Genomic DNA, 26,138 nt, shown 5'->3' on the forward strand with positions numbered 1-26,138 from the left:
TTTTTATTTTTTGTTTTATATCTCTTTATCAAAGTTAATCACTTTGAATAGCTTTATTTATAAAAAAAGAGCCAAAGGCTCTAATTTATTTTTAATATATTACGCTTTTACAATTGGAATCCATAATTCCATTTTATAATCTTTACTATCCATATTCCCTTCATAGTAATATTCAAAGTCAGGAGTTCCAGAATGAACATATCCATGTTCTGGAAAGAATACTTCCATTACATACTTCCAACCATTGTGAATACATTCAGGAACTACTCCTTTTAGTTCAACAATAGCATATTCAGCCTCTTCTACTTCTAGGATATCAAGTCCCATACTTTTTGCTTTATCTACATCCGTAACAATATATCCTGCCATGTAATTTATTACATTTGGACTTTCTACGTCATGACAAATGCCTACACTTTCTCCATCTCCTAGACTTGCAAGTTCTTCATGGCTATATTTTTCATATAATTTATTCCAAACTTTTGGACATAATGATGAATTAATATTTTCTTCATTGAAACCTGCAACTGTAAATGAACCTTTCTTTTGAATTGTAACATTCATACTTCTTCCTCCTTTAACTGTTAAAGCTAATTGAATTCTGGAAACCAATTTGAATGGTTTTCCATTTCTTACTTCAGAAGGAGTAAATCCATGAAAATTCTTGAAAGCTGTTCCAAAAGAGTCTGATGACTCATATCCAAATCTAAATGCAATGTCAATTACTTTTTCGTCCGTATCTCTTAAAGCAATCGCTGCCTCTGTTAATTTTCTTCCTCTCAAATATTCTGAAAGTGTTGTTTCAGTTAAAATAGAAAACAATCGACTAAACATCGCATATGAATATCCGGATAAATGAGTTATTTTCTTTTCATCAATTTCATCTTCTAAAACAGTTTCTATATAATCTATCGTACTATTAAAAGATTTTATTATACTCATTTGATTTCCCCTTTCTAGATATAGTTTAACAATTTTTAGATTGTACTACCCTATAATGTAGGTACAAATTTTAAAGGATATTTTTTATTTAAATGAAAAAGAGCTGTTCGCTCTTTTCATTCTATTTTACTATTTTAACTTTTAGACTTCTTAAATATGATTTTTCTTCTTCGGTAATTCTTCTGCTTTCTATTGCCTTTTGAATGGCCTTATTATGAGTCCAATCATCAAGTTTTTTATTTTCTATAAACTTTATAGCATACTTTTGTTGTTTAGCAAGGGCAGTTGCAAAATACCAAGCAATCATCATATTCACATAATATTCTTCAGAACTAACTTTTGAAACAATTTCCAAATGTTCTTCTTTAAAATTTTCATCCAAATAATTTGAAAGCAAAAGACCTATCCCATATCTTATAACATAAGTGTTTTCATCTTTTATCCAATCTAAAATATATTTATATGTTTCATTTGGATATTTTTTAAAAACTTTCGGAGAAAACAAGTCACAAGTTGCCCAATTGTCAATGAATGGAATAAATTTTTCTGTATATTCCATAGCTAAATCAAAATCTTTTATTTGCTCAATCAAACATCCATGTAAATTATTTTCTTCATAGTATTTATGCGGAAGATTATTTAAAAATTTAAAAGTTCGTTTTTCATCTTCTTTAAATAATTTTTTTGCATAATTTCTTAAATCTGGCGTTCTAACTCCGATTATTAAGTCTTTATCTACTGTTGGAATAAGTTTTGCATTAAAATTTTTATATTCAATATCTTGAAAAGAAAATAAATCATTTAATATTTTATCCATATATTTTCCTTTAAATTTATTTTATTTTTAATTCCTCAAATAACTCTTCGTCTGATTTATAAGTTTCGTGCATTGGTGAAGGCATGGCATTTTCAAATTTATATCCCATGAATAAAAGTAACTCTACTTTGTTTTGTTCCGGAATATCAAATTTTTCCTTAACTATTTCAGATTTAAATGCTTTGATAATAACTGAACCTAATCCTAAATCTTCAGCTTCAAGAACCATATGTGTTGCAACAATTGCAGAATCAACAACTCCACTTGGAATTCCGTCTTCATATTTCCAACATTCATCCGAATTATATGTTATAACAAACATAAGTTGTGAATTATATTCACAAGGAGATGACTCATTTAAAAGTTTTAATTTTTCATCATCAGTACAATAGTATATTTTTATCGGTTGGCTATTTTTTGCAGTTGGTGCAATTTTTCCAGCTTCTAAAATTTTTAAAATCTTTTCTTTTTCAACCTTTTTGCTTGAAAAATCTCTTACTGAATATCTCTTTTTTGCCAATTCTAAAAAATCCATAACTACCTCCTTTATAGATTTGCAACTTTGAAAAGTTTCCCATCTATTTCAACTTTTCTAAGTCTTTTTTCAAAATCAATTCTTTTAATCCAAACTTCCCTTTCACAACCTAGACATTTCAATTTTATTTCAATTCCCGTTTTTAAAATCTCCCATCTATTTGTTCCACAAGGATGTTCTTTTTTTAAAACTACAATGTCCGATACTTTGTATTTATACAATTTTATCACCCTTTTCAAGTTTCAAAAATTCAATATTTTTTTCTTTAAATTTTTTATACAATTCTTCTCTTAAATTTTTTTCGTTTTGCCATTGCGTAGAGTGTTTACTCCAAATTGCAATAGCAATCTTTACATAATATTTTTCAGTTTCAGTAACTCCAAAAAATACTGGATCTTTAATTACACTTTTATATTTTTTTGAAAATTCTGGCGAAAAATCATTTATGATTTTCTTAACTTTTTCAACATCTACATCAGTTGGAAAACAAAAAGTAACAACAGATCTTTGATTATTTTTACTAAAGTTCGTAACAGTTGTTATACTGCCATTTGATATTATATTTATACTTCCGTCATAACCTTGAATCTGTGTATTTCTCATATTTATAGCCATAATATTACCAGAAATTCCATTAATATTAACATCATCCCCAATATTATATTGATCATCTAGTAGAATAAAAACTCCACTGAATAAATCTTTAATAATACTTTGAACTCCAAAAGCTATAATAATACCACCAACACCAGCAGTAGCTATTAAAGATAAAGTATTTACATCAAAAATACTAAGTATTATAACCACAGCGATAAAATAAATAATATATTTTAAAACACTTGACAAAATAGAAACTATAGAATTAACTTTTTTAGAATTTCTGAAATCATTTGATTTATATGTTTTAACTAAATTTGTCAAAGCTTTTGTAAAAATATAAATTATAATTTTAGCAATCAAAAAAACTATTACTGATAAAATTATTTTTATAATTAAACTTCTAAGCGAATCTGAATAAATCAAATTCTCAAAAAAATTATTCATTAATATTTATCTCCGTTACAACATTTCCTCTATCTTGTGTCTTTTCAAAAAGCCAAAGGTAATCAACGTTTTTACCAGTTTCTTTTAATGATTTCACTGTTTCCAATTCGCTTGGATCAAGTAAAATTGCAAGACCACAAGAACGACTTACTTCCCTTGGTGTTGGAATTGTTTTAAATTTTTTATCTAAATTTTTAAGTTCTTTTTCTAATTGCATTGTATGATTAACTGAATTAAAAGTCAATAATAAATATTTTTCGTCCAAAAAAATCCCTCCTATTTTATTTTTTTGTATTTATCTTTTTGAATCAAATATACTGAATCTTCACTTTGAATAGAATCTATTATCTCAGCTGAAAATTCTTTCTTTTTTAAACTAGACTTATCAACTAATACATACCCATTATTTTTGACTAAAAGAATTTCTTTACTTAAAATATAAGATTTTACATAGTCATTACCAATTTCAACAGTTTTTTCTAGTGTCAAATCCTTAGCATTAAAAACTTTTAAATCATCAGAAAATAAATAAATCTTTCCAGAATGATAGATAACATTTTTTAAATTTTTTATATAGTATTGACTCTTTATAATATTTTTTTCAAAAAGGTATAATTTTTCATTTGTAGCAACAAAAAGTTTATCATCTGAATCATTTACAAATCCAAATTCTATTATAAATTCATTAAAAAATGTAAAATCGCAAACAGTTGACTTATCTTTTGAATTCAAAATATGAAATCTAGATTTAATTGAATTTTCCGATTTTACATAATCTGTATATGCAAAATTATTTTTACTTTTTGAAAATTTTATATATCCAGGATTTTGCACATCATCATTTGTATACAATTCACTTAAATTCTCATCATAAATTTTAAAACTCGTATTATTGATTAGAATAATTTTATTATTTTCAATAAAAAAGTCCTCAATTTCATTATCCAATGAAACACGTTTAATCTCATCAAAGTTCTTACTATACATAATTATTTCATTACTCATCAATGAATAGATAACATCATTAGAAACTCTAATTTTACCATTATTCTCAATATCTTTTTCTAATTTAAGTTTTCCATTTTTATTAAATCTTGAAAATTTATTTTTTTCGAAGATATACATTTCATCTTTAATAAATTCAATTTTACTATATGGTTTTGAAAAATCATAAGTTACTTCTTTATTAGAATTACCTGAGAATTTTAAACTTAAAAATATAATAAATATAATTACTGCAATGGTAAAAATTCCCATTGCAATTTTATTCTTATATTTTGAAATAATTTCCATACTTTCTCCTAAAGTCCTAATTTATCTTGTTTTCTTCTAAGTTTAGTTATAATATGGTCTTCATCCAATTCAACCATATCAAGAGTAATAAGCTCATCTTTCTTAACATCAACTTTTAACTTAGTTTTTTTAGTAATCATAGCAATTGGCAAAAGATTTCTATTTTTTTGATCTGCATGGCTTGTTATTTTACCAAAAACGGATTTTCCACCAATTCCCTCTAAAATTTCTCCTGCTTTCAAATCTCTTTTTGCAACTGTAATTGTATCTGAAACTTGTCCACAAGCTGGAACAATAGTTGATTCTTTTTCAACAATTGCATTATATATAGTAATTGGAGTTTCGAGACTTGTTAAATGATAAGGTCTGTATATAGCATAATTTGGGCCATCACCCATTTTTAAATACTTCATTAAATCATGAACTTCGTCACTATCACTTGTTACGATAGCATAAACTCCTGGTGCTACTCCAAAAGCAAAATCCACAGTCTTATAATTATTTAAAATTCCTCCTTGCTCTTTAAGAGAAAAAATTTTAGCTAATTCTGCAGGTGTAGCATTTGGTCCGTGACAGCCGATAACATCAGGGATAAATCCTAAGGCGTTCGCAGCACTTGTAAGTTCAATCATAGTATTAGTTCCATCAATAAAGCCTGCAAGCATTTTTGGATAAAGTCCCTTTGAAATCGCCTCTTCTCTGACTTCATCTTCTGTAATATAATGATTAAGCGGATTATTCTTTCCCTTTCCAACTGCAAGAAGTTTAAAACCTGCACCTAAAGCAAAATCTGCCAGTTCCATTATTGCACCTGGTTCATCTCCAGCAGATCCAGTATAAATAACATTTTTCTTTTTTGCTAAATTGAATAAATACGGTCCAATAACTGCATCACATTCAACATTCAACATAATTGTATGTTTTCTATTTTCAATTGCATCCATTGCTAAAATCGCACCAAAAGGAGGATTCCCAGTTGCATCAACAACTCCTTTTATATCTTGTAATTTGCAAGCAATAGTATAATCATCAGAAACGACATACATACCATTTTTTATAGAATTTTCAATTATTTTTATATTATCACTTGTAGTAATATCTGACTTTCTAACGCCGGAAGAAATAAGAGCTTCCATAGCTTTTTCTGGTTTTTCATCTATTACAACAGAACTTGTAAGACCTTTAATTCTAGAAAGTTGATTAACAAGTCCTTTTCCCATTTTCCCAGCTCCAATAAGCGCAAACTTAACTTCTTTATTTGCATTATATAGATTGTTAAGTTTGTTTTTCATTCTAAACATAAAGTCCTCCATATCAATATTAATTTTATCATTCTTATTTTACTACAACATATAAATTTTATCAAATTTTTTTATATGAATAATGCCCTTTACTATAAGCTAATTTTAGTGTAAAATTATAGTAGTGTATTTTGGTTTAAAATAAATTTAAAAAATATAATTATCTAGAACTTATTCTGATAATATATAAAGTAAAATAGATAGGAGATTTTTAGGGGATTTTTATGAAGTATTTTAGAAAAACTCTTGCCATTGATTTTGGAACATCAAAGGTAGTAACTTTCGTTGAAAATAAAGGTATCGTAGTGAATGAGCCATCTGTGGTTACTATGGATACTTATAAAAATAAAATTTTAAATTATGGAGAAACTGCAAAAAAATTATTAGGACGTATTCCAGGAAATGTAGTTGCAAAAAGGCCAGTAATTGCAGGAAATATTGTAGATTTTAATGCAACAGAAGCTATTATAAAAAGAGCAATAAAAAAATCTGTTGGAAAAAACTTTTTTAGACCTAATGTTTTAGTCTGTATTGCCAGTGAATTGACTCAAGTACAAAAAAGAGCAATAACTCAAGCTGTAAAACTTGCAGGTGCTAATAATGTTGTCCTTTTAGAAGAAACAATAACTGCCGCAATAGGTTGTGGTGTAAATATAAACGATCCATCAGGTACTATGGTTGTTGATATCGGAGCAGGAAAAACAGATATTTCTATTATTTCTAATGGTGAAATAATCATTGCAAAAAGTTTAAATGTAGGCGGAAATACAATTGATCAAGCAATCGCAGACTTCATTCGTACAAGATATAATATGTTAATAGGAGAAAATACTGCAGAAATTATTAAATTATCAGCTGCAAGAGCCTATCCTACAAATGACGGTTCAATGTATGAAATTAAAGGAAGAAATGTTATGAATGGTCTTCCAATGCATATTTTTGTAAATGATTCAGATATTGCACATGCGATTGGAATGACATTAAATAAAATTTTAAATGCTATAACAGAAACTTTGGAAAAAACTCCTCCTGAATTAATTGCAGATATTTCTGAAAAAGGATTAATTCTTACTGGAGGTACATCTCAAATTCCTGGTCTTGTTGAATTGATAACAGATAGAACTCGTTTAGAAGTTTTAAACCCAGAAAATCCTGAATTAATGGTAATAAAAGGTGCAGGAAGATTTTTGAAGAATGTTGATTTTTCAAATGATGAAATAGAATATTTAGACGAATTAAAACGACATGTTTTAGAACAAAAAGAACAATTAAGAAAGAGATAATATGCAAAGATATAATGATTTAAGTTCTTATCTAAAGAAAAAATTCGGCTCAAGACTTTTAAAACTCTCCATCGATGGAGGGTTTTCTTGTCCAAATAGAAAAAATGGAAAAAGCGGTTGTAAATTCTGCTCAGAAACTGGAAGTGGAGAATTTACAACTAAAAGAAAATCAATAACTGAACAATTAAATGCTCAAATCAATTTTTTAAAAGAAAAAGATAAAAGCAACGGTTATATTGCCTACTTTCAAAGTTATACAAATACATTTTTACCTGTAGAAGAACTAAGGAAAATGTACTATGAGGCAATAAATTTTCCAAATGTCAAAGTACTATCCATAGCTACAAGAGCCGATTGTTTTAATGAAGAAATTTATAATTTACTTTCAGAACTTAACAAAAAAATTGAAGTCTGGATTGAACTTGGACTACAAACTTCAAACGAAAATACTCGAAATAATATGAATATTGGATACAGTACAAAAACATTTGAAAATTGTGTGAAAAGATTAAAGGAATTAAATATAAAAACTATTTTTCATATAATTTTTGGCCTTCCAAATGAAACAGAAAAAGATTATAAAAATACCATTGATTATGTGAATAACAAAAAACCTTGGGGAATTAAAATTCACAGCCTTTATATTCAGAACGATTGTGAACTATATGATGATTATCTAAAAAATAGCTTCAAAGTTATAACTTGGGATGAATATATAGATGCTTTAATTATGGCAATAGAAAATTTAGACAAGGACATAATTATTCATAGGCTCACAGGAGATGGCGACAAAGAAAAACTTATTGCTCCCCTATGGTCAAAAGATAAAATTAAAACAATTGGAGAAGTTAGCAAAATCCTAAAACAAAAAAATTCATATCAAGGAATAAATTTCAAATCTTAAAGTTATGTTTAATTAAGCATAACTTTTTTATTCTAATAATAAAATTTTGATTATACTTTTAGTGTGATTGTAATTTATTATTTCCTTTATTTACAAATCTTTTATTTTATTATATAATGAGTTTAATGATTATAATAATATATTTATTAACTATGATAAAAAATAGTCATTGTGCATTTATAGTCATAAAACATATAAGGAGGATTTACTATGAAAAATTGTTTAAAAAAATTATTGATTTTATTCTTGGCCTTAGGCGTTTTAGCTTCTTGTTCTAAAAAGCAAGAAGAAAAAACAAGTGAGAAGAAAACAGAACAAACAGAGAAAAAAGAAGAAAAATCTTCATCTAAAAAAGTAACTAAAAATACTATATTTGTTGATGAAGATTATGTTAAAGATGTTCTTGATGGGAAAAATGAAGATTCTAAAAAATTTATAATTGCTGAAGTCTCTTGGGGTGAAACAAAAGATAGTCCAGATTATTTACAAAATCATATCAAAGGTGCAATACATATCAATACTGATACAGTAGAAAAAGAACCTGTATGGAATTTAAGAAGCCCAGAAGAACTTGAAAAAAGTTTATTAAATTATGGAATAGATAAAGATACTGTCGTTATTTTGTATGGACAAAATACAGGTTGTGCTAGAGTTGCCACAGCTTATCTATACGCAGGAGTTGAAAATGTAAAAATTTTAAATGGTGGTTTAAAAAGCTGGATGAGTAAAAATTATCCTGTAGAACAAGAAGAAACTAAACCTACTCCTGTAACTGATTTTAAAACTAAAATTCCAGCTCATCCTGAATACATTACTTCAATAGAAACTGTTAAAGAAAAACTTGGCAAGGATGATAACTTCCAATTAATTTCAATTAGAAGTGAAAATGAATGGTTAGGAAAAGAAAGTGGTTATACTTATATTCCTAGAGCAGGAGAACCAAAAGGAGCTTTATGGGGAAAAGCAGGACATGATAAACAATCAATGGATGCTTACACTGATAAAGATGGAAAATATAAAAATTTTTCTGAGATAAAGAAAATGTGGGAAGAACAAGGAATTTCAACAGACAAACAATTAGCTTTCTACTGTGGAACTGGTTGGAGAGGTTCTGTAGCATTCTTACTCGCTCATGAAAACGGATTAAATGCAAGTTTATATGATGGCGGTTGGAATCAATGGCAAATGGATGATGAACTTCCAGTTCAAATTGGGGATCCTAAATCAAAAGATGTAGAATATAAAAAAGTTGGCGACTTACCAAAAGATAAAGCGAGTAAAGACCCTTCTTGCAAAGATTAATACTAAATAAAAACAAAGGAGCTTTTTAAAAGCTCCTTTAACATTTCTCTATTAAATTAATTTGCCGTAAAAATGTTGAAAATCTAATACAATCTAAACAATTTCATACCCCATTCATCAATTCCGTTTTCTCTAAAACCTAATTTTTTCCAAAATCTAATTGAATTTTCTTTCATTGAATTTAAAACATAGTGATTTGCCCCAAGTGGCTTTGTATATCTTTCTAATTTCTTAAAACATTCCAAACCTTTGGATTTATTTCTAAATTCAGGATATATCCAAAAATCAAGTATAAAACAATCTCAAAAATATTTTCCATCTTCATTGGTATAAATCGTAAATTGAACTGCTCCTATTTCTATATCATTTTCAAAAAAGTATGCAATATAATGTCTATCCTTATCAACAATCATACGATTTTCTAAAAAATCTCTATACTCTCTACTTAAAAAATATTCTATTTCTTCCTTATCTGTAATTATTTCATCTTCAATTAAATACTTAATATGTTTTTCCTGTAACAACTTGTCAAGGACTTTTTAATCAAAATCATCTTTTTTTCATTCGATTTTCTCCGAAACTCCCTCAACATTATTCTTGTCAGCTTATCTTGCATTGTTTCAGTCGCATTTTCATTGAAGTGGACAACAACCTCATAGGTGGTCTTTCCAATTTTTTTCTTTGTACTAATGCCTTTTCTATCTCTATTTTTCAGCTCCTCCATAAATTCTCCTTTCCGTTTTTTTTAATTTTTGACAACAAAAAAGGAAATATCGGCTATTTGCTTTTACTTCCTCTTCAATAGTTTTATTTAATTGTTTCGCTTCTACAAACCGAGATTTTAATATATGAGTATAAAGATCTTATATTTTAATAATTACTCTAATTAAACCAGTGGATTAAATGTCTAATATTTCTAAAATCTCTCCATTTTTATATTTTAACTCTATTTTTTCAATCAGTTCTTTTCCTAAATGTTTACTAAAGGTGCTTAGTTCTGAAGAAATCTCAAAAATAATATCATGTTCAACATTATCTGGAATAAAATCTGAATTATAACTATCTTTATTTGACCAATAATTCCAATTTACATCCGTTCTTTCATAATAAACATAATTTTGTTTTCTTGTAACATATACTCTTTTATTAGTTAATTTTCTTCCGTCTTCAGATTTGAAAAAATCAGAATATAATTTCATGCCTTCAAATTGCTTATATTCTCTGATTTTATTATTTGAAACGTTTAATTTTACTTCTTTATATTTCATAAATTACCTCCATATATTCAAAAATTGAACAAAAGTGAAAATCAAGGAACCCAAGGAAAACAAATTCCAATTTGTCAATTTCTCGTCTATCTCATTATATCACTTTTCTCATTTTTTGTCATTTATTCAACCTAAATATTCATTTTTCTAACTATTTTTTTTAATCCACTATAAAATAGTACAAGATTTTTAAGGTTTTTTTCTCTTTTGACTTATTTTATCCTTAAATAGTTCATAATCTTGACTCATTTCCTTCCGATTTACTAATTTTTGATTAAGACAATTTTCTTATAAAAAAAGATTGAAGGCTAGTCCTCAATCCCTTAATTCTCTTTAATAAATTTTATTATAAAAAATCCATTATGTTTTTGTTTTTCAGGTAATAATTTTATAAATTTTTCTGATTTACCTAAAAATTCAACTTCTTTTATTTTACTAAGAGAACTTTTGTAATTATTATTTAATAGTTTTATTTCGACAAACTGAGATTTAGATTTTAACCCTTACGAAAAATAAAACGGGCTATTCTCCTGAAGTATGTTCTATAATATTATAGTTTAATGCAAAGTGTAGCTATATAGTCATTTCCATAACGTGATAATCTATTTCTTTTGTCACAAGACTCATAAAAATCTATCATAGCGAGACCATTTTTAAGTTGTCCTCTAATCTGAGTTTCTAAGGTATGGCTAAATTCATATCCATATTCTGGATTTATGGTTATCTTGCCTTCCTCTTCAAGCTCTTTTGAATTAAAAGGTATTGAAAACTTTAAAAGTAATTCCTCATCGGGTTTGTCCCATACAATGTCAGCATCATACATGTATATCCAAGGATTCATAAATCCGACCATTAACAGTCCACCCTTTTTCAATACTCGAGAGGCTTCTTTATACATGTTTTCTAAATCTTCTATATATACATTTGAAACCGGATTAAAAATAATATCAAAAGTTTCATTTTCAAATGGAAATGGTTTTGTCATATCGCCTTGAACTGTATTGATTTTTAAGCCTTCTCTTTTAGCAACCATATCATCTCTTTGTAATTGTGATTTAGAAAAATCCATTATGGTTACATCATAACCTTTTATAGCAAAAACTGGTCCCTGCTGTCCACCACCACAAGCTAAACCTAATAGCTTTTTTCCATTTGCTTTTTCAAACCATTCTTTTGGAACTTTTTTTCCAACAGTTAATGCAACAGAAATAGGATTTTTTCTAACTTCTTCTAATTCTTCATGTGTCAATGGCTCAGTATAGTCATTTTTTACATTATTCCATCTATCTTCATTTAATTTTATATAATTGTTCATCTTATAATCTCCTCGTAATTTTATATTATTTCGATTTAAGTTGAATATCCGCACTTTCTTTTTGTCATTTTATTTAATTGTTTTAGCGCGACAAGTCTGAGTTTACCTACCCTTCAAATCAAGAGTCATCAGTTTGTAAACCTCAATAAATATCCATTAGGATCTTGAATCAGGAACTCCATTTGTATTTCTTCAATTCCGTTAACCCTATATACACTTCTAATCAGTTCTCTGTAAATCTCTAATTGTTTGCTTTTCACTAATTCATATAGTTTCTCAATATCATCAACTGATATTGAAAAATTTATTCCTCTTCCTAAAGGATAGATTAGTTCCCCTGTATTCCAGCCATCATCATGAATTTGTTCAAACATAAACTGACTATCTTGAAAAGACATAAAAACAAATTTCACTTCCGGTCGTTCGTACTCTATTTTAAATCCTAATTCTTCATAAAAATTTTTAGTCTGAACAATATCAAAAACTGATAATTCAGGAATCAAACTATTAAACTCCATATAAACTCCTCATAAAATTCTAATTTGCCAATTTTTCATTCATTTTATTATACCACTTTCCCCCCATATTTGTCATTCAATCAAGCTGAATATTCATTTTTCTAACTATATTTTTTAATCCACTATAAAATAGTACAAGATTTTTAAGGTTATTTCTCTTTTGACTTATTTTATCCTTAAATAGTTCATCATCTTGAATCATTTCCTTCCGCTTTACTAATTTTTGCTCAAGTCGATTTTCTTATAAAAAAAGATTGAAGACTAGTCCTCAATCCCTTAATTCTCTTTAACAAATTTTATTATAAAAAATCCATTATGTTTTTGTTTTTCAGGTAATAATTTTATAAATTTTTCTGATTTACCCAAAAATTCAACATCTTTTATTTTTAAATTTTTATGTTTTTCTAAAAAATATTTGACATTTTCTTCATTTTCACATTTTAAAACAGAGCAAGTGCTGTAAACTATCTCCCCTTTTTCTTTTAGATATTCTACCGAATTGTCAAAAATTTTTCTCTGCAATTCTATTATTTCATCAATACTTTCTTTGCTTCTAAATAATTTTATTTCAGACTTTCTGTCCATAACTCCAATTCCTGAACAAATCACATCACAGAGTATATAGTCAAATTGTTCTTTATATTCCTCTTTGCAAATTGAAGCGTCAAAATTAAATAATTTTACAGTCTTTACATTAAGTCTTTTACAATTTTCTTCTATCTTTTTTAATTTACTCTTTACAATATCATTTGCAAAAATTTCCCCTGTATTTTTCATCTGAAAAGCTAGATGACAAGTTTTTCCACCCGGTGCAGAACAAATATCTAAAACTTTTGAATTTTCTTTTGGAGCTAAAACTTCTCCCGTTAAAATACTTCCAACATCTTGAACTGTAAAATCTCCACTTTTAAAACTTTCTGTTTCCAATATATTAGTCGGATTTTCTACAAAATAAGTAAGTTTTGAAATTTCAGATTTTTTAAGCTTGTATCCGTCTTTTTCCAAGTCCTTAACAACTTTTTCTTCCGTCTTTTCAAAAGATGAAATTCTTATTGCAAAATGAGGTTTGGACATAGAATTTTCAAGAATTTTTATAGTTTCTTCCATGCCATAATCTCCAAGTAATATTTTTACAATATCCATATTTGCAGAGTATTTTATAGAGATAGCTTCCTCTTCATTCTCAACTTCAATCTTCATAAAATCTTCTTTATTTCTTAAAAAATTTCTTAAAGATCCATTAACAAAAGAAGAAAATTTTTTAAGTTTAAAAACTTTTGTAAGATTAACAGCCTCATTTATTATTGCAAATTCAGGAATTTTATCCATAAAAATAATCTGATAAATAGAAATTCTTAGAATATTCAATATATATGGATTGAACTTTTTTATCCTTAATTTACAGAGCTTTTTGATTATATAATCAAGATAAATTCTGTTTTCCAAAGTCCCATATACAATTTCTCTTAAAAATTTGCTATCTAAATCAGAAATATTTTTTGTGTTTTTATTTAATAAATTTGTTGAATTTGAATTTTCATCTTTGATTTCACAAAGAATTTCAACTGCAAGTTTTCTCATTATTTTAAAATTTCTCCAACTTTTATAGAATTGCCACGAAGATAGTCTTTAACTGAAACTCTCTTTTTACCTGAAAATTGAATTTCTAAAAGTTTTATACTTCCATCTAAAGTTTTAACAAAAATTGCATCATCCGAAATTTTAAAGATTGTCCCAACATTTTCATTCGGATTTTCTTTTGAAATTTCAGCTCTATGAATTTTTATATTTTCTCCCAAATATTCGCAAAATGTACTTGGCCAATTATAAAAGCCTCTTATTTTGTTAAAAATATTTCTTGAAGTATCGTTAAAGTCAAGTTTTCCCATTTCCTTTTTAATCATAGGAGCATAGGAAAAAACATCTCCCTGTTTAACCCTATTTTCATATTTGTTTTCAAAGTCATTAATAGTTTTAACAATCAAACTTGAACCAATTTTTGATAACCTTTCATAAAGTGTTTCAGCATTATCTAAATCAGAAATTTCAGTTTCTTCGATATCCAAAACATCTCCCGTATCAAGCCCAACACCTATTGACATAATACTAACACCTGTCTTTTCTAACCCATTTACAATAGCCCAATTTATCGGTGCAGAGCCTCTTAATTCAGGTAAAATTGAAGCGTGAATATTTAAAATTTTTCCTTGCATAAAGTCGATTAATCTTTTATCAATTATCTGTCCAAATGCTACCACGACAATAAAATCAGGATTTATTTTTTTTACAATTTCAAAAAATTCATCACTTTTTACACTATCAGGAGTTATAACTTCAAGACCAAGTTCCAATGCTCTTTGCTTTACGGGAGTTGGTAATAATTTTTTTCTGTTTCTAAGTTTGTCTTTTTGAGAAACAACTAAAGAAACTTCAAAATTTTCATTCAAAGTTTCTAAAGGTGGGACTGCGAAATCCGGAGTTCCCATAAAAATTATTTTTTTCATTATTCTGCCTCACCATAATACAATTTTTCATACATTTCAGCTTCTTCTCCTTCTAAAGCTAAATCTGTAAATAAAATTCCATTTAAGTGATCTATTTCGTGACAAATGCAAACGGCTAAAAGTCCTGTTGCATCTATAATTTGTTCATTTCCATCAATATCTGTATATTTGAATTTTACTTTTTCAGGTCTTTTTACAAAACCTCTCACATCAGGAATTGAAAGACAGCCTTCAGGTCCAACTTGTTCTCCAGAACTTTCTAAAATTTCAGGATTTACCATTTTAAGTAATCCATGTTCATCTCCGACATCTATTGTTACAAGTCTTTTTAAAATTCCAATTTGAGGACATGCAAGTCCAACTCCGTCTGAATTATACATTGTTTCTGCCATATCTTCAAACAGATCTTTTATTTTATCGTCAATAACTTCAACTTTCCTTGCCTTTTTTCTAAGAACAGGATCGTCGTCAATTCTAACATTTCTTAATGCCATTTTTCCTCCTTAATCTATCGTCAAAATTAATTTCCCATTTTTTTCAGTATTAAATGAATACTTTTTATTAAAAATTAATTCTGTTAAAAATTGTCTAAAGACCTCATAGTCTTCTAGAACTTTTATAGTCAAATTATATCTATACACCATATTTACCCATTTTATCGCATCTGGATTGGGTCCTAGAATAATTATATTTTTTAAATTTATTTCTTTTTTAAATTTATCAAAAATTAAATCTCTTATCTTCTTTAATTCTTCCATACAATTTTCAACACTTTTACTTCTAAATTGAAAATTCACAATATGAGCCTTTGGCGGATACAGAAAACTTCTTCTAAAATTAATTTCCTCTTTAAAAAACTCTTCATAATTATGATCAGAAGAATTAACAATACTGTAATGACTTGGTTTATATGTTTGAATTATTACTTTTCCTTCTTTTTCTCCACGACCAGAACGACCTGCAACCTGTGTCAAAAGCTGAAAAGTTTTTTCAGCAGATCTAAATGATGGTATATTCAAACTTATATCTGCAAGTACAACTCCTACCAAAGTTACATTTGGAAAGTCGAGTCCTTTTGAAATCATCTGAGTACCGATTAAAATATCAATTTCTTTATTCTTCATCTTTCGATAAACTTCTTCATAGACTCCTTTTTCCTTTGAAGTATCTGCATCTATTCTACAAACTTTAGCATCTTTAAAAGCATTTTTGATATATTCTTCCAATGCTTCAGTTCCAAAACCAAATTCTTTTATGGATTGTTTAAAACAATTTGGACATATTTTTGGCTTTGGTTTAGTTCTTCCACACATATGACAAATGCAAATATCTTTTCTATTATCTTTATGATAAGTCATAGAAATATCACAATAATCGCATTTTTGAACATAACCACAACTTCTACAAAAAACAAAAGAACTTCTTCCACGTTTATTTAAAAATAAAATTACCTGTTCTTTTCTATCCAAAGTTTTTTGAATTGCTTCATAAAGACTGTTGCTTAAAATACTTTTATTTCCAAGTAAAAGTTCTTCACGCATATCAACAATTTCAACTTCAGGTAAAGAATTTTTTGTAGCTCTGTTTTTTAATTCTAAAAGTTTAATATCTTTACTATCTGTTCTTGCATAGATATTTACAGACGGAGTTGCAGAACCTAAAACAAGTTTTGCTCCTGACAATCCGACTAAATATTCTGCCACTTCGTGAGTATAATATTTTGGATTTTGGTCACTAATATAACTAGATTCATGCTCTTCATCAATTATTACAAGTCCCAAGTTTTTTATAGGAGAAAAAATTGCAGATCTAGCTCCAACTACAATTTTTATATCCTTGTCTTGAATTTGTTTCCATTGATTTAATTTTTCAATCATTGTAAGTCTGGAATGAATAATTGCAATATCATTTCCAAAACGCCCTGAAAATCTTTCTATGGTCTGTGGTGTAAGACTAATTTCAGGAACTAAAATTATACTGCTTTTTCTATGTTCTAACATCTTTTCAACAAGTTGCAAGTATATTTCAGTCTTTCCACTTCCTGTTATTCCGTGAATTAAAAATTTATTGTTTTCGGAATTTAAAATACTATCTAAAACTTCCTGTTGTTCTTTATTTAGCTTTAATTTTTCATAATTCTTTATTCCTTCAATGGAATTTGTATAAATTTTATTCTCAGTTAAAAAAAGTGCTTCCATTGAAACTAAAGAATCTATTACAGTTTTTGTAAAATTATTTTCTCTTAATTCTTTAACACTTACAAAATCTTTTCCCTTTAAAAAATTTAAAAGTTCTGATTGTTTTACTGCATTTTTTCTAATTTTTGAAAAATCAAAATCTTCATTTAGTTTAACAAATTTTTCTAAAAATTTATTTTCTGAGTTGTTATATTTATACTTTTTTACTAAAATTTCGTTTTCAATTAGATAATTTACTCTATTATCATCATTATAAAATTCTCTAATTTCCAAAATATTTTTTCTCTTTGAAAAAAATTCAGCCTCAACAGCAGAAAGCTCATTGGATTTTTCTTTATTTAAAACAAAAAATTCTTCAATTTTACTCCAATCTCCGGGAGGCAAAACACAATTTAGACAGTAAGAAAGATTTGTAATATATTTTTCACTCATAAACTTTGCAAGTTTAATCTGCGTTTTACTTACAATTTCTTTTTCATCTATAACCATATTAATTTCTTTGAACTTTATATCTGTTTCAACATCTTTTTCATCTAAAATATTTATAACAAGACCAACCGTTCCCTTATTTCCTTTACCAAAAGGAACAATTACTCTCTTACCTACTGAAATTTCTTCTTCAATATTTTTAGGGATTTTATAAGTAAAAATATTTTCAGCTCTTGATAGTAAAAAAGACTTAACAACAACTTCTGCTAACATATTTTCTCCAAAATAGCATCTAAAATTTTATCTGCAATTTCTCTCTTAGTTAAAACTTCTGTTTCAATTTCACTATCTTTCGTGATGATATTAACTTTATTAAAATCAGAACCAAAGCCCCTATCTTTTAATGAAACGTCATTTGCAACAATCATATCCAAATTTTTATTATTCATCTTTGAAATTGCATAATCTTTAACTGAATTTGTTTCAGCTGCAAAGCCTACAACAAATTGTGATTTTTTATATTCTGAAATACTTTTTAAAATATCAATATTATTTTCAAGCTCAATATTTTCAAAATTTTCAGTCTTTTTAATTTTAAAATCTTTTTTGTTTTTAACTTTAAAATCAACAGGTGCAGCAGGCATAATTAAAATATCTGCTTCATCAAAATTTTCTTTTATTGAGTTATACATATCTTCATTGGTTTTTACATCAATGTATTCAATTCCAAATTTTCTGTAATCACTATTAACTTTTCCGCATACTACTTTTACATCAGCTCCACGTCTTCTAGCACATAGTGCCAATTCATTTCCCATTTTTCCACTACTATAATTTGAAATGTATCTAACCGGATCAATATCTTCAATTGTAGCACCATTTCCTATTAATACCTTTTTACCAAACAAATCTTTTTTTACAAAATAGCTCTCAATTTCTTCAAAAATTCTTTCTGTTGTAGGAAATTTTCCTTTTCCATAATCACCACAAGCAAGACGACCATAATCTGGACTTACAACTATATGTCTTTCTTTTAAAGTTTCAATATTTTTTTGAGTTACAGGATTTTCGTACATATTAACATTCATAGATGGCACTAAAATCATTTTTTTAGTATGTGCAAGTACAATATTTGTAATCAAATTATCTGCAATTCCATGAACAATTTTAGCCATAGTATTTGCAGTAAGTGGAGCAATAACAAAACAATCTGCATTTTTTGCAAGTTTTATATGCTTAACCTCACTATCCATATCTCTTTCAAAGACATCACTATGAACCTTATTTTGACTTATTGTTTCAAAAATCAAAGGATTAATAAGTTTAGTTGCGTTTTCAGTCATAACAACATTAACTTCATATCCTGCCTTAACTAACATACTTACTAAGTCTAAAGACTTGTAAATTGCAATTCCAGAAGTTACTCCAACTAAAATATTTTTTTTCATCTTAATCTTCCTTTTCTTTTTTAGTTACCTTTTGAGCTACTATTTCTTGAAGTGCTTGAGTAATTGGTTTTTGTGCATCTGTTTCCATTAAATTTTTAGATCCGTTTACAATTCTTCTAGCTCTTTTACTTGTCATTACAACTAGAGCATATCTACTCTTATCAATTTTTTCTAATTCTTTAAATGATGGATTTATCATCTTTCATTCCTCCTATTTCTTAATCTTTAATCTTTCGGCTTCAATAATAGCCTTCATTTTATCTACACTTTCATCTATAAAATCATTCACTATGGAATAATTATATTCATTTAAAAATTCAACTTCTTTTTTTGCATTATTCATTCTTAAATTTATAGTTTCTTCATCTTCCGTTCCACGTTCTACAAGTCTTCTCTTTAATTCTTCAAAATCTGGTGGCAAAACAAAAACTAAAACTGCATCAGGATAGTTTTTCTTAACTTGTAGTGCTCCTTGAACATCAATCTCTAAAATTACTACATCTCCATTATCAATAGAATTTAAAACAAAATCCTTAGGAGTTCCATAATAATTTCCATGAACTCTTGCATACTCTAAAAGTTTTTCATCTGCTATCATCTTTTCAAACTCATCATTTGAAACGAAAAAATAATTTTTTCCATGTTCTTCATTAGGTCTTTTATTTCTACTCGTTGCAGAAATTGAATACTTAATATCTTTATTATCTCTTAATAAAATATCACAAATAGTACCTTTACCAACTCCTGACGGACCTGAAACAACCATCAAAAATCCCTTTTTCATATTACCTCCAAAACTACTCAACATTTTGAATTTGTTCTCTAAGTTTCTCTATAATAACCTTCATTTCAATAACATAAGTTGAAATTGCGTAATTATTTGATTTACTTGCTATAGTGTTGATTTCTCTGTTCATCTCTTGTAATAAAAATTCAATTTTCTTACCAACTTGATTTTCTAGATTTAAAAACTTCTTAAAATTTTGAATATGTGAATGAAGTCTTGTAATTTCTTCGCTTATATCAAGTTTATCAGTATAAAAAATTACTTCAAGATTTAATCTGTTTATTTCACTTTCAGATAATTCATCAGAAAATTCATTTAGTTTTAATTTTAATCTCTCAATTTGATTATTTAAAACATCTTCTTTTCTTTCTATAATATTTCCTAAATTATTTTCAAAAGTCAAAAGATTATCCAACAAGTCCTTATTCAGATTTTCTCCCTCAACAATTCTCATTGAAACAAGTTCATCGACTGCCTTTTCAATAGCTTCCAAAACATTCTTTTTCAAATATTCTTCATCAATCTCAGAAGTTTTAACATCAACTACATTTTCATTTCTAACAATATGCCCGATGCTTACAGAACTTTCTATCCCCAGATTTTTTGAAATATTTTTATAAGCCTCAAAATAAGCAGAAGCTAAATCATAATTAACATCCAAAGCAGAGTTACTTTCAGAAAACTTTTGTTTCCCTCTTATAAAAATATCAACTCGTCCTCTTGACAATTTTTTTCTTACAACTTTTTTTATATCTTCTTCACAAAAATTTAAAAAATATGGTAATTTAACTTGAATATCTAAAAATTTATGATTTACAGCTTTCATCTCAAAAGATAAATCATAATTTTCATCAACGAACTCACTTCTACCATAACCGGTCATTGATTTTAACATCTTTTTCTCCTTAAAAATTTATATTATTTTTATATTAATAAATTATAAATCGAGTAAAAATATTTTACAATACTTTATTACGAAAATTTAATAATTAATTTTAATCTCTAAAATTTGACATGATATAAAAATATGGGTATACTATATTTGACAATATGGGGATGAACTGGCTTCGACGGGGAAGTTGCAGTATCATAAGCGAATTGTTGTATCCAATCAACATAAAAAGTGGTAAATTAAATATAAACGCAGAAAATAATAATTTTGCATTAGCTGCCTAGTCAGCTATTTGGAGTCTATTCTTTCCCCACAAAAGTCTAAACTCTATCATTAAATTCGTGGGCAACCTTTACAAAAGTTCTTAGATTTGTAATTGAATTTATAAGATACCTCTAACTGATTTTGTTAGTTTATAGGTTATTGGGAAATTTAAAATTGACTGTATTCGGAGAAAGTGATATGAATGCTTTTTCGGACGTGGGTTCGACACCCACCATCTCCACCAAACATTAGTTCTTGTTATATAAGTTTATAAAATGGCTTATTTTCAAGAACTTTTTTATTGAGTTTTTATATAAGATTATATAACTTTATATATTTTGTTAAAAATAGGCAAACAATAGGCAAACAAATATAAAACTATTGTCATATTTTTTATTGAATAATTATTCAAAATTTATGAATAAATATAAAAAATAGGAAGCAACAAGCCTCCCTTATTTTATTCTATAACACCATCTTTACTAGTAACTTTATCCTTTATCAACGCTCCACGTTCGTTAAAAGCATATTCTTTACCTTCAATGTTTAAGGTGCATAGTCCAAGTAGTTTAAAGTTATTACGGACAATAAAAAAGACAAATGATCAAACTTGTCTAATTTTACAATTATCAATTTAAAAATGTACTAAAAAAGTCACCTTTTAAAGTGCCTTTGTAGTTAAATTAAAGCTGTATATAGTCCAATAAAAAAAGGTACTATATTAGTAAATAATACCTTTTTAAACATACATATATATATTGTAAATACAAGCACTCACTGTCGCTCCGTTGTCATAATCACGTTGCACGTCTTCTTTAAATTCTTGTGTTTTTATATATTTATTTAATCTTTCAACAAATTCTGCATTTGCATTTTTAAATTCATTTTTTAAATTTTCTAAAACAGCTTTTTTATATTTATCTAAATCAACGTTATTTTTTGTCGTTGTCATTGATAATATTTTGAATTTATCCATAATTACCTCCTAAATTTTACTTTATCTTCCATATTTGAATCTTTTAAATATTCTTTTACTGTAATAGGACTTGTGATAGGTCCAACTACATATTCAAAACTAAGTTTTGTATTGGGATTATTTAAAATTTCTCTAATTTTATCTTCATAACCATCAGGAATATTATTTGTCATTTCTTTTCCTCTAAGAAAATATATACTAGTAGATGATATTTCTACCCCTCCACCTAAATCTTCAGAATAAAGATAAACATTGGTCATTCCATATCTTCCATCTTCAAGCAAAAAAACAACTGAGCCTGTAGGATAATATCCTAATATTTTTTTAAATTTTAACATATTTTTATTTTCTCCTTTTTAATTATGCTAAATTACTAACAGTACTTACTAGTATATATTATTTAAATCAAAATATCCCAATTCATATGCATCTTTTTCTTCTTTCAGACATCTTTTTATAATTTCTATCTCATAATCTTCTGAAATAGTCATATTTGGTAAATTATCATCGAATTTATCTCTATATAGTTCTCTTAACTCTTCAATATTATTCATAAATACTCTCTTTCTTTGATATAATCATTTTATTTAATGTAGAATATATTAACAACTATATTATACCATTTTAAATTAATTATGAAAGCTCTTATATTTAAATATAATAGTTGCCTTTATTTACATTTAAGTTTATAATATAGAAAAGGAAAACTTTTATTTGTTAAAGGAGATTTTATTATGAAAAAAATTGTTACTATGCTATTGTTGTGTATTGTGTTAGTTAGTTGTGCACAAAAAAAAGAAGAAAAGAACACAACAGAAACTAATAAAACTGAAGTAAAAAAAGAAGAAAAAGATAATTCCGAACTAAAAATATTACAAAATAAATTCAACAACTTAGAAAAAGAGAGCAATGAATTAAAAGAAAAATTAACTAAACAAGAAGAACAACAAAAAGAAATAGAAAGTGTTTCTAATATAATTCAATATCTACAAAAATTCAATGAAAAATATCCAGAGTTTGCAATTGCTACATATGATAAGAGTAAGAATACTGTTAATATTCGATTGATACTACAGGCTGCTTGTGATGTATCTGGATTAATTGACCATAAAAATAATGGTACTATTACCAAACCTATGCTCGAAGGATGGCAAAATGAAATAGTTGATATAGCTTTATTAGTATCTAATAACCTTGATAAAAGTATAAAAGTAAATTTCCTTCATCCAACGGAAATTAAAAAAACAATAGTTGAAGTGAAAGCTGGAAAAGTTATTAAGGATATAATGAAATAATTTATTAAGGAGATTTTATTATGAAAAAAATTGTTTTTATGCTATTAATGAGCATTATGTTAGTTAGTTGTTCTGGTAAAAATAATGAAGATAATAATGCGATTAAAGAATTGCAAGAACAAAAAAACTCTTTAGAAAAGAAAAACAATGAATTACAAGAAAAAAATGATTCTCTGGAAAAAGAAAATAAAGAATTAAAAGAAAAAATAAAAAGTTCTGAAAATAACAATCTTAAAAGTGAATCTGTTGCAAAAATTAAAAAGTATTTACAAGAATTCAATAATTCTAATAAACATTTTGCTAAGACCACATTAGATGAAAAGAACAATACAGTTAATATTGAATTAGTTGAACAAGCTGCTTCAGATGTATCAGGAATGATTGATTCTAAAAATAATGGCAGAGCTAATGATAATATTCGAGATTTATGGGAAAGAGAAGTTACAGGAACTGCATTGACAATTTCAAAAAATGTAAACGAAGAAATTACAGTAAAAATTTTACAGCCAACAGATAAAAGTAAAAGTATAGTTGAAGTAAAAGCTGGAAAAGTAATTAAGGATATAATGAAGTAATATCAAAATATTAAATATATTTTTTATCAATTTGATTTTTATTTTATATAAGACTATAATAGAGCTAAGTAAATTTTATATTTACAAAAACAAAAAAGGAGAATTTATATGGAAAAAAATTGTAGCAATGCTATTAATGAGCATTATGTTAGTTAGTTGTTCTGGAAAGAATGACACAGCAAAACAGGTAGAAAATGGAGCTAAAGAAAGAATTTCAGAGTTAGAAAAAGAAAATAAAGAACTACAAGAAAGAGTTAAAAAGGCAGAAGCAGAACTAGTTGAAATGCAATCAAAAAGAAGTATTGAAAAATATCTTGATGATTTCAATAAAACTATAAAAGATTTTGGTAAAGCTATATATGAAAGTGATAAGAAAACAATTAGAATTAAGCTTGATAATCCAGCAGCAACAGATATTAATGGTGCACTTGAAAATCTAAAAGATGGAAAAGTTACTGATAAAGATCGTGAAAACTGGAAAAAATACGTTCTTGACCCTGCAGTTGAAATTTCAAAAAAAGTTGGAGGAGAAATAACTGTAATAGTAAAAGCACCAATCAAAGATAATGTTATTCTTGAAGTAAAAGGTGGACAAGTAACTAAGAACGAAATGAAATAATATTTGATATTGGATTTTTAAATAAAATATACTTATAAAAGGAGCTTAATGCTCCTTTTTGTGTGTTTAAATTTGAATTTTACTACAAATTGATGAAATAAATTTTATAACTTAATCTATATAAACTCAATTTTGTTGAAATTATTATTAATTTTTGGAAAAAATTTTTATAGGTTCTAAATCAATATAATATATTTATTTTGGCATAAAATAAGTTCAAAATTATGTTTTAATTTCTTACAATAAATCGATACATCCATAAGTAAAATTAATTGACCTTTTAGCAATTTTTTGTTAAAATTGTATTTGATAACATTTAAAAAAGGAGGATAATATGATTTATACAGGATTACTTTTTGGTTTTCTTTTTGGCTTTTTATTAAAGAGATCAAGATTTTGTCCAACAGGAACTATTCGGGATATATATCTTGAAAAGAGATATTATAACCTAGTTTTGCTCTTAGCAATTATTTTTACTAATGCTTTGATTTATCATATACTACGTTATTTTGATCTTGTTCCCATGACATATTTTGTAGATTTTCCAGTTATTGGAATCGCACTTGGTAGCTTTATATTCGGCTTTGGTGCAATTATGTGTAATGGTTGTTTAACAAGTACTCTTATAAAAAGCGGTGATGGTAGAGTTATAGGATTAATTTCTCTTTTAACCTTCACAATAACATCATATATTGCTGTAAAAGGACCATTAAAGCCACTTTCCACTTCTCTTGAAAATGGAAAATTGACTTTGCCTGATAGTTTCTTAGAAAAGTTGCCTTTTTCACCAATTATATTATGTGCAATTATAGTTTTAGTATTATACTTCCTAATGTTCAGACATTATAAATCACATAAATTAAAATTTAAGTTGCCTAGTAGATATACAGGTCTTCGCCATGTATTTTGTGAAAAAATGTGGTCAAAAGAACTTACTGTTGTTCTAATAGGACTTTTAATGGGATTAGCTTTCTATTTTAGTAGCCTTACAGGACGTGTTGGTAGTTTTGGGATTTCAACTCCAATTTTAACTTGGGCAGATAAAATTTGTCCAATTGAAACTGCAGGCATAGGATGAGGTGTCGATGGCCAAGGTCTTGGCTGGGGAAGTATGTTTGTTTTAGGAATTATACTCGGCTCTTTCTTTACATCTTTTATTAGTAAAGAATTTTCAATCATTATGCCTAATAAAAAAACAGTACTATACACAATCATAGGTAGTGCTTTAATGGCACTTGGAGCTATTTGGGGACAAGGTTGTATCATCTCAAACGGATTTGTTTTCACTGCTCAATTATCTATGAAAGGCTGGTTTGCATTTGTGTTTTTAATGATAGGAATATGGATAAGTGCAAGAATATTTTTAGTTACAAAACAAAGGAGTTAAGATGGACGTAATAAAAGTAAATACACATGGACTTGATTGACCTCTTCCACTTATAGAGCTTAAAAAAGCTTTAGGTGATGCTCAGGTTGGGCAAATTATTGAATTGGAATTTACATGTCCGGAAGCTGTTGGAACTTTACCTTTATATTGTCAAGAACATAATCATGAAATTTTATCTTTTGATAAACTTGACAGAGAAGGTTGGGTAATAGTTTTAAAGAAATAGAAAAATAGAATGGTTT

The 26,138-nt window shown here is 27.0% G+C and carries 33 protein-coding genes, 1 other RNA gene and 1 pseudogene; 9 read left to right on the forward strand and 26 right to left on the reverse strand.

Going from position 1 to position 26,138, the window contains the following annotated elements; all coding sequences use genetic code 11:
- Nucleotides 1–99: 99 nt before the first annotated feature.
- The 8 genes from VJI77_RS02240 to VJI77_RS02275 form a co-directional block, all read right to left on the reverse strand.
- A complete protein-coding gene (locus VJI77_RS02240; RefSeq protein ID WP_278477803.1) occupies nt 100–942 on the reverse strand; it encodes an AraC family transcriptional regulator in 843 nt (280 codons plus the stop codon).
- Nucleotides 943–1,063: 121 nt separating this feature from the next.
- Nucleotides 1,064–1,759 (reverse strand): DNA alkylation repair protein, encoded by a 696-nt coding sequence (locus VJI77_RS02245; RefSeq protein WP_323988089.1) that lies wholly within the window; start codon nt 1,757–1,759, stop codon nt 1,064–1,066.
- A 16-nt stretch (nt 1,760–1,775) separates the two neighbouring features.
- A complete protein-coding gene (locus VJI77_RS02250; protein WP_323988090.1) occupies nt 1,776–2,294 on the reverse strand; it encodes a nitroreductase family protein in 519 nt (172 codons plus the stop codon).
- Between the two features lie 11 nt (nt 2,295–2,305).
- On the reverse strand, nt 2,306–2,515 hold the full coding sequence (locus tag VJI77_RS02255) for a DUF951 domain-containing protein (protein ID WP_009372460.1): 210 nt from the start codon (nt 2,513–2,515) through the stop codon (nt 2,306–2,308).
- Nucleotides 2,508–3,338 carry a mechanosensitive ion channel family protein gene (locus VJI77_RS02260; RefSeq protein ID WP_313960990.1) on the reverse strand — a complete coding sequence of 277 codons (831 nt, stop codon included), beginning with the start codon at nt 3,336–3,338 and terminating at the stop codon, nt 2,508–2,510. The genes VJI77_RS02255 and VJI77_RS02260 overlap by 8 nt, the downstream gene beginning before the upstream one ends.
- Entirely contained in the window at nt 3,331–3,603 is a 273-nt protein-coding gene (locus VJI77_RS02265; protein ID WP_009372733.1) for a DUF3343 domain-containing protein, read from the reverse strand. The genes VJI77_RS02260 and VJI77_RS02265 overlap by 8 nt, the downstream gene beginning before the upstream one ends.
- Nucleotides 3,604–3,614: 11 nt before the next feature.
- The gene (locus tag VJI77_RS02270) at nt 3,615–4,631 is read right to left on the reverse strand and encodes a hypothetical protein (protein WP_323988091.1); all 1,017 of its coding nucleotides are present in this window, start codon (nt 4,629–4,631) and stop codon (nt 3,615–3,617) included.
- 8 nt (nt 4,632–4,639) lie between these two features.
- Nucleotides 4,640–5,932: an NAD(P)H-dependent oxidoreductase gene (locus VJI77_RS02275; protein WP_293439954.1), complete on the reverse strand. Its 1,293-nt coding sequence runs from the start codon at nt 5,930–5,932 to the stop codon at nt 4,640–4,642.
- 224 nt (nt 5,933–6,156) lie between these two features.
- Here VJI77_RS02275 and VJI77_RS02280 point away from each other — a divergent pair, with 224 nt between their 5' ends.
- From VJI77_RS02280 to VJI77_RS02290, 3 genes are all read left to right on the forward strand, one after another.
- Nucleotides 6,157–7,215, forward strand: coding sequence for a rod shape-determining protein (locus VJI77_RS02280; RefSeq protein WP_293439956.1), 1,059 nt, complete (start codon nt 6,157–6,159; stop codon nt 7,213–7,215).
- Between the two features lies 1 nt (nt 7,216).
- Nucleotides 7,217–8,119, forward strand: coding sequence for a TIGR01212 family radical SAM protein (locus VJI77_RS02285; RefSeq protein WP_323988093.1), 903 nt, complete (start codon nt 7,217–7,219; stop codon nt 8,117–8,119).
- Between the two features lie 210 nt (nt 8,120–8,329).
- Entirely contained in the window at nt 8,330–9,421 is a 1,092-nt protein-coding gene (locus VJI77_RS02290; RefSeq protein WP_323988095.1) for a sulfurtransferase, read from the forward strand.
- An 83-nt stretch (nt 9,422–9,504) separates the two neighbouring features.
- Here VJI77_RS02290 and VJI77_RS02295 read toward each other — a convergent pair whose 3' ends face one another.
- From VJI77_RS02295 to VJI77_RS02365, 15 genes are all read right to left on the reverse strand, one after another.
- The gene (locus VJI77_RS02295) at nt 9,505–9,714 is read right to left on the reverse strand and encodes a GNAT family N-acetyltransferase (protein WP_323988146.1); all 210 of its coding nucleotides are present in this window, start codon (nt 9,712–9,714) and stop codon (nt 9,505–9,507) included.
- A gap of 9 nt (nt 9,715–9,723) precedes the next feature.
- Nucleotides 9,724–9,945 (reverse strand): hypothetical protein, encoded by a 222-nt coding sequence (locus VJI77_RS02300; protein WP_323988096.1) that lies wholly within the window; start codon nt 9,943–9,945, stop codon nt 9,724–9,726.
- Nucleotides 9,915–10,145: a transposon-encoded TnpW family protein gene (locus VJI77_RS02305; RefSeq protein ID WP_323988097.1), complete on the reverse strand. Its 231-nt coding sequence runs from the start codon at nt 10,143–10,145 to the stop codon at nt 9,915–9,917. The genes VJI77_RS02300 and VJI77_RS02305 overlap by 31 nt, the downstream gene beginning before the upstream one ends.
- A gap of 175 nt (nt 10,146–10,320) precedes the next feature.
- On the reverse strand, nt 10,321–10,689 hold the full coding sequence (locus tag VJI77_RS02310; RefSeq protein WP_323988098.1) for an EXLDI protein: 369 nt from the start codon (nt 10,687–10,689) through the stop codon (nt 10,321–10,323).
- Between the two features lie 550 nt (nt 10,690–11,239).
- Nucleotides 11,240–12,004: a class I SAM-dependent methyltransferase gene (locus tag VJI77_RS02315; RefSeq protein WP_323988100.1), complete on the reverse strand. Its 765-nt coding sequence runs from the start codon at nt 12,002–12,004 to the stop codon at nt 11,240–11,242.
- Nucleotides 12,005–12,132: 128 nt separating this feature from the next.
- On the reverse strand, nt 12,133–12,522 hold the full coding sequence (locus VJI77_RS02320) for a bleomycin resistance protein (RefSeq protein ID WP_004832955.1): 390 nt from the start codon (nt 12,520–12,522) through the stop codon (nt 12,133–12,135).
- Nucleotides 12,523–12,598: 76 nt separating this feature from the next.
- Nucleotides 12,599–12,724: a hypothetical protein gene (locus VJI77_RS02325; RefSeq protein ID WP_268743882.1), complete on the reverse strand. Its 126-nt coding sequence runs from the start codon at nt 12,722–12,724 to the stop codon at nt 12,599–12,601.
- Nucleotides 12,725–12,798: 74 nt separating this feature from the next.
- A complete protein-coding gene (gene rsmB, locus VJI77_RS02330) occupies nt 12,799–14,103 on the reverse strand; it encodes a 16S rRNA (cytosine(967)-C(5))-methyltransferase RsmB (protein WP_323988101.1) in 1,305 nt (434 codons plus the stop codon).
- Nucleotides 14,103–15,026: a methionyl-tRNA formyltransferase gene (gene fmt / locus VJI77_RS02335; protein WP_323988103.1), complete on the reverse strand. Its 924-nt coding sequence runs from the start codon at nt 15,024–15,026 to the stop codon at nt 14,103–14,105. The genes rsmB and fmt overlap by 1 nt, the downstream gene beginning before the upstream one ends.
- Nucleotides 15,026–15,520 (reverse strand): peptide deformylase, encoded by a 495-nt coding sequence (def, locus tag VJI77_RS02340; protein ID WP_323988104.1) that lies wholly within the window; start codon nt 15,518–15,520, stop codon nt 15,026–15,028. Before def ends, fmt begins: the two co-directional genes overlap by 1 nt.
- Before the next feature lie 9 nt (nt 15,521–15,529).
- Complete coding sequence (gene priA / locus VJI77_RS02345; protein ID WP_323988106.1) at nt 15,530–17,926, reverse strand: primosomal protein N'; 2,397 nt, start codon at nt 17,924–17,926, stop codon at nt 15,530–15,532.
- Nucleotides 17,920–19,101 carry a bifunctional phosphopantothenoylcysteine decarboxylase/phosphopantothenate--cysteine ligase CoaBC gene (coaBC, locus tag VJI77_RS02350; protein ID WP_323988107.1) on the reverse strand — a complete coding sequence of 394 codons (1,182 nt, stop codon included), beginning with the start codon at nt 19,099–19,101 and terminating at the stop codon, nt 17,920–17,922. The genes priA and coaBC overlap by 7 nt, the downstream gene beginning before the upstream one ends.
- A 1-nt stretch (nt 19,102) precedes the next feature.
- Nucleotides 19,103–19,300: a DNA-directed RNA polymerase subunit omega gene (rpoZ, locus tag VJI77_RS02355; RefSeq protein WP_004832943.1), complete on the reverse strand. Its 198-nt coding sequence runs from the start codon at nt 19,298–19,300 to the stop codon at nt 19,103–19,105.
- Nucleotides 19,301–19,312: 12 nt separating this feature from the next.
- A complete protein-coding gene (gene gmk / locus VJI77_RS02360) occupies nt 19,313–19,885 on the reverse strand; it encodes a guanylate kinase (protein WP_041954472.1) in 573 nt (190 codons plus the stop codon).
- Between the two features lie 13 nt (nt 19,886–19,898).
- Nucleotides 19,899–20,783 (reverse strand): YicC/YloC family endoribonuclease, encoded by an 885-nt coding sequence (locus VJI77_RS02365; RefSeq protein WP_323988109.1) that lies wholly within the window; start codon nt 20,781–20,783, stop codon nt 19,899–19,901.
- Nucleotides 20,784–20,940: 157 nt separating this feature from the next.
- On the opposite strand from VJI77_RS02365, the gene ssrA reads away from it, so the two are divergent.
- Nucleotides 20,941–21,288, forward strand: a transfer-messenger RNA (tmRNA) gene (gene ssrA, locus VJI77_RS02370).
- A gap of 495 nt (nt 21,289–21,783) precedes the next feature.
- On the opposite strand, the gene VJI77_RS02375 is transcribed toward ssrA, so the two are convergent.
- Genes VJI77_RS02375 through VJI77_RS02385 form a run of 3 tightly spaced genes read right to left on the reverse strand, consistent with a single transcriptional unit; the run spans nt 21,784 to nt 22,574 of the window.
- Nucleotides 21,784–22,020: a hypothetical protein gene (locus VJI77_RS02375; RefSeq protein ID WP_323988110.1), complete on the reverse strand. Its 237-nt coding sequence runs from the start codon at nt 22,018–22,020 to the stop codon at nt 21,784–21,786.
- 2 nt (nt 22,021–22,022) lie between these two features.
- Nucleotides 22,023–22,358, reverse strand: a complete 336-nt coding sequence (locus VJI77_RS02380) for a hypothetical protein (RefSeq protein WP_323988111.1) — start codon at nt 22,356–22,358, stop codon at nt 22,023–22,025.
- A gap of 48 nt (nt 22,359–22,406) precedes the next feature.
- Nucleotides 22,407–22,574, reverse strand: coding sequence for a serine/threonine protein phosphatase (locus VJI77_RS02385; RefSeq protein ID WP_323988112.1), 168 nt, complete (start codon nt 22,572–22,574; stop codon nt 22,407–22,409).
- Nucleotides 22,575–22,754: 180 nt separating this feature from the next.
- Between VJI77_RS02385 and VJI77_RS02390 the strand changes: the two genes are divergently transcribed.
- The 5 genes and pseudogenes from VJI77_RS02390 (at nt 22,755) to VJI77_RS02410 (ending at nt 26,122) form a co-directional block, all read left to right on the forward strand.
- Nucleotides 22,755–23,315 (forward strand): hypothetical protein, encoded by a 561-nt coding sequence (locus VJI77_RS02390; RefSeq protein ID WP_323988113.1) that lies wholly within the window; start codon nt 22,755–22,757, stop codon nt 23,313–23,315.
- A gap of 20 nt (nt 23,316–23,335) precedes the next feature.
- A complete protein-coding gene (locus tag VJI77_RS02395; protein ID WP_323988114.1) occupies nt 23,336–23,890 on the forward strand; it encodes a hypothetical protein in 555 nt (184 codons plus the stop codon).
- A gap of 145 nt (nt 23,891–24,035) precedes the next feature.
- Complete coding sequence (locus VJI77_RS02400; protein WP_323988116.1) at nt 24,036–24,509, forward strand: hypothetical protein; 474 nt, start codon at nt 24,036–24,038, stop codon at nt 24,507–24,509.
- A gap of 334 nt (nt 24,510–24,843) precedes the next feature.
- Nucleotides 24,844–25,896, forward strand: a pseudogene (locus VJI77_RS02405) (YeeE/YedE family protein).
- Between the two features lie 52 nt (nt 25,897–25,948).
- Nucleotides 25,949–26,122 carry a sulfurtransferase TusA family protein gene (locus tag VJI77_RS02410; RefSeq protein WP_081446152.1) on the forward strand — a complete coding sequence of 58 codons (174 nt, stop codon included), beginning with the start codon at nt 25,949–25,951 and terminating at the stop codon, nt 26,120–26,122.
- Nucleotides 26,123–26,138 lie beyond the last annotated feature (16 nt).

This window comes from Parvimonas sp. D2 (assembly GCF_035282635.1).
Classification (GTDB): domain Bacteria; phylum Bacillota; class Clostridia; order Tissierellales; family Peptoniphilaceae; genus Parvimonas.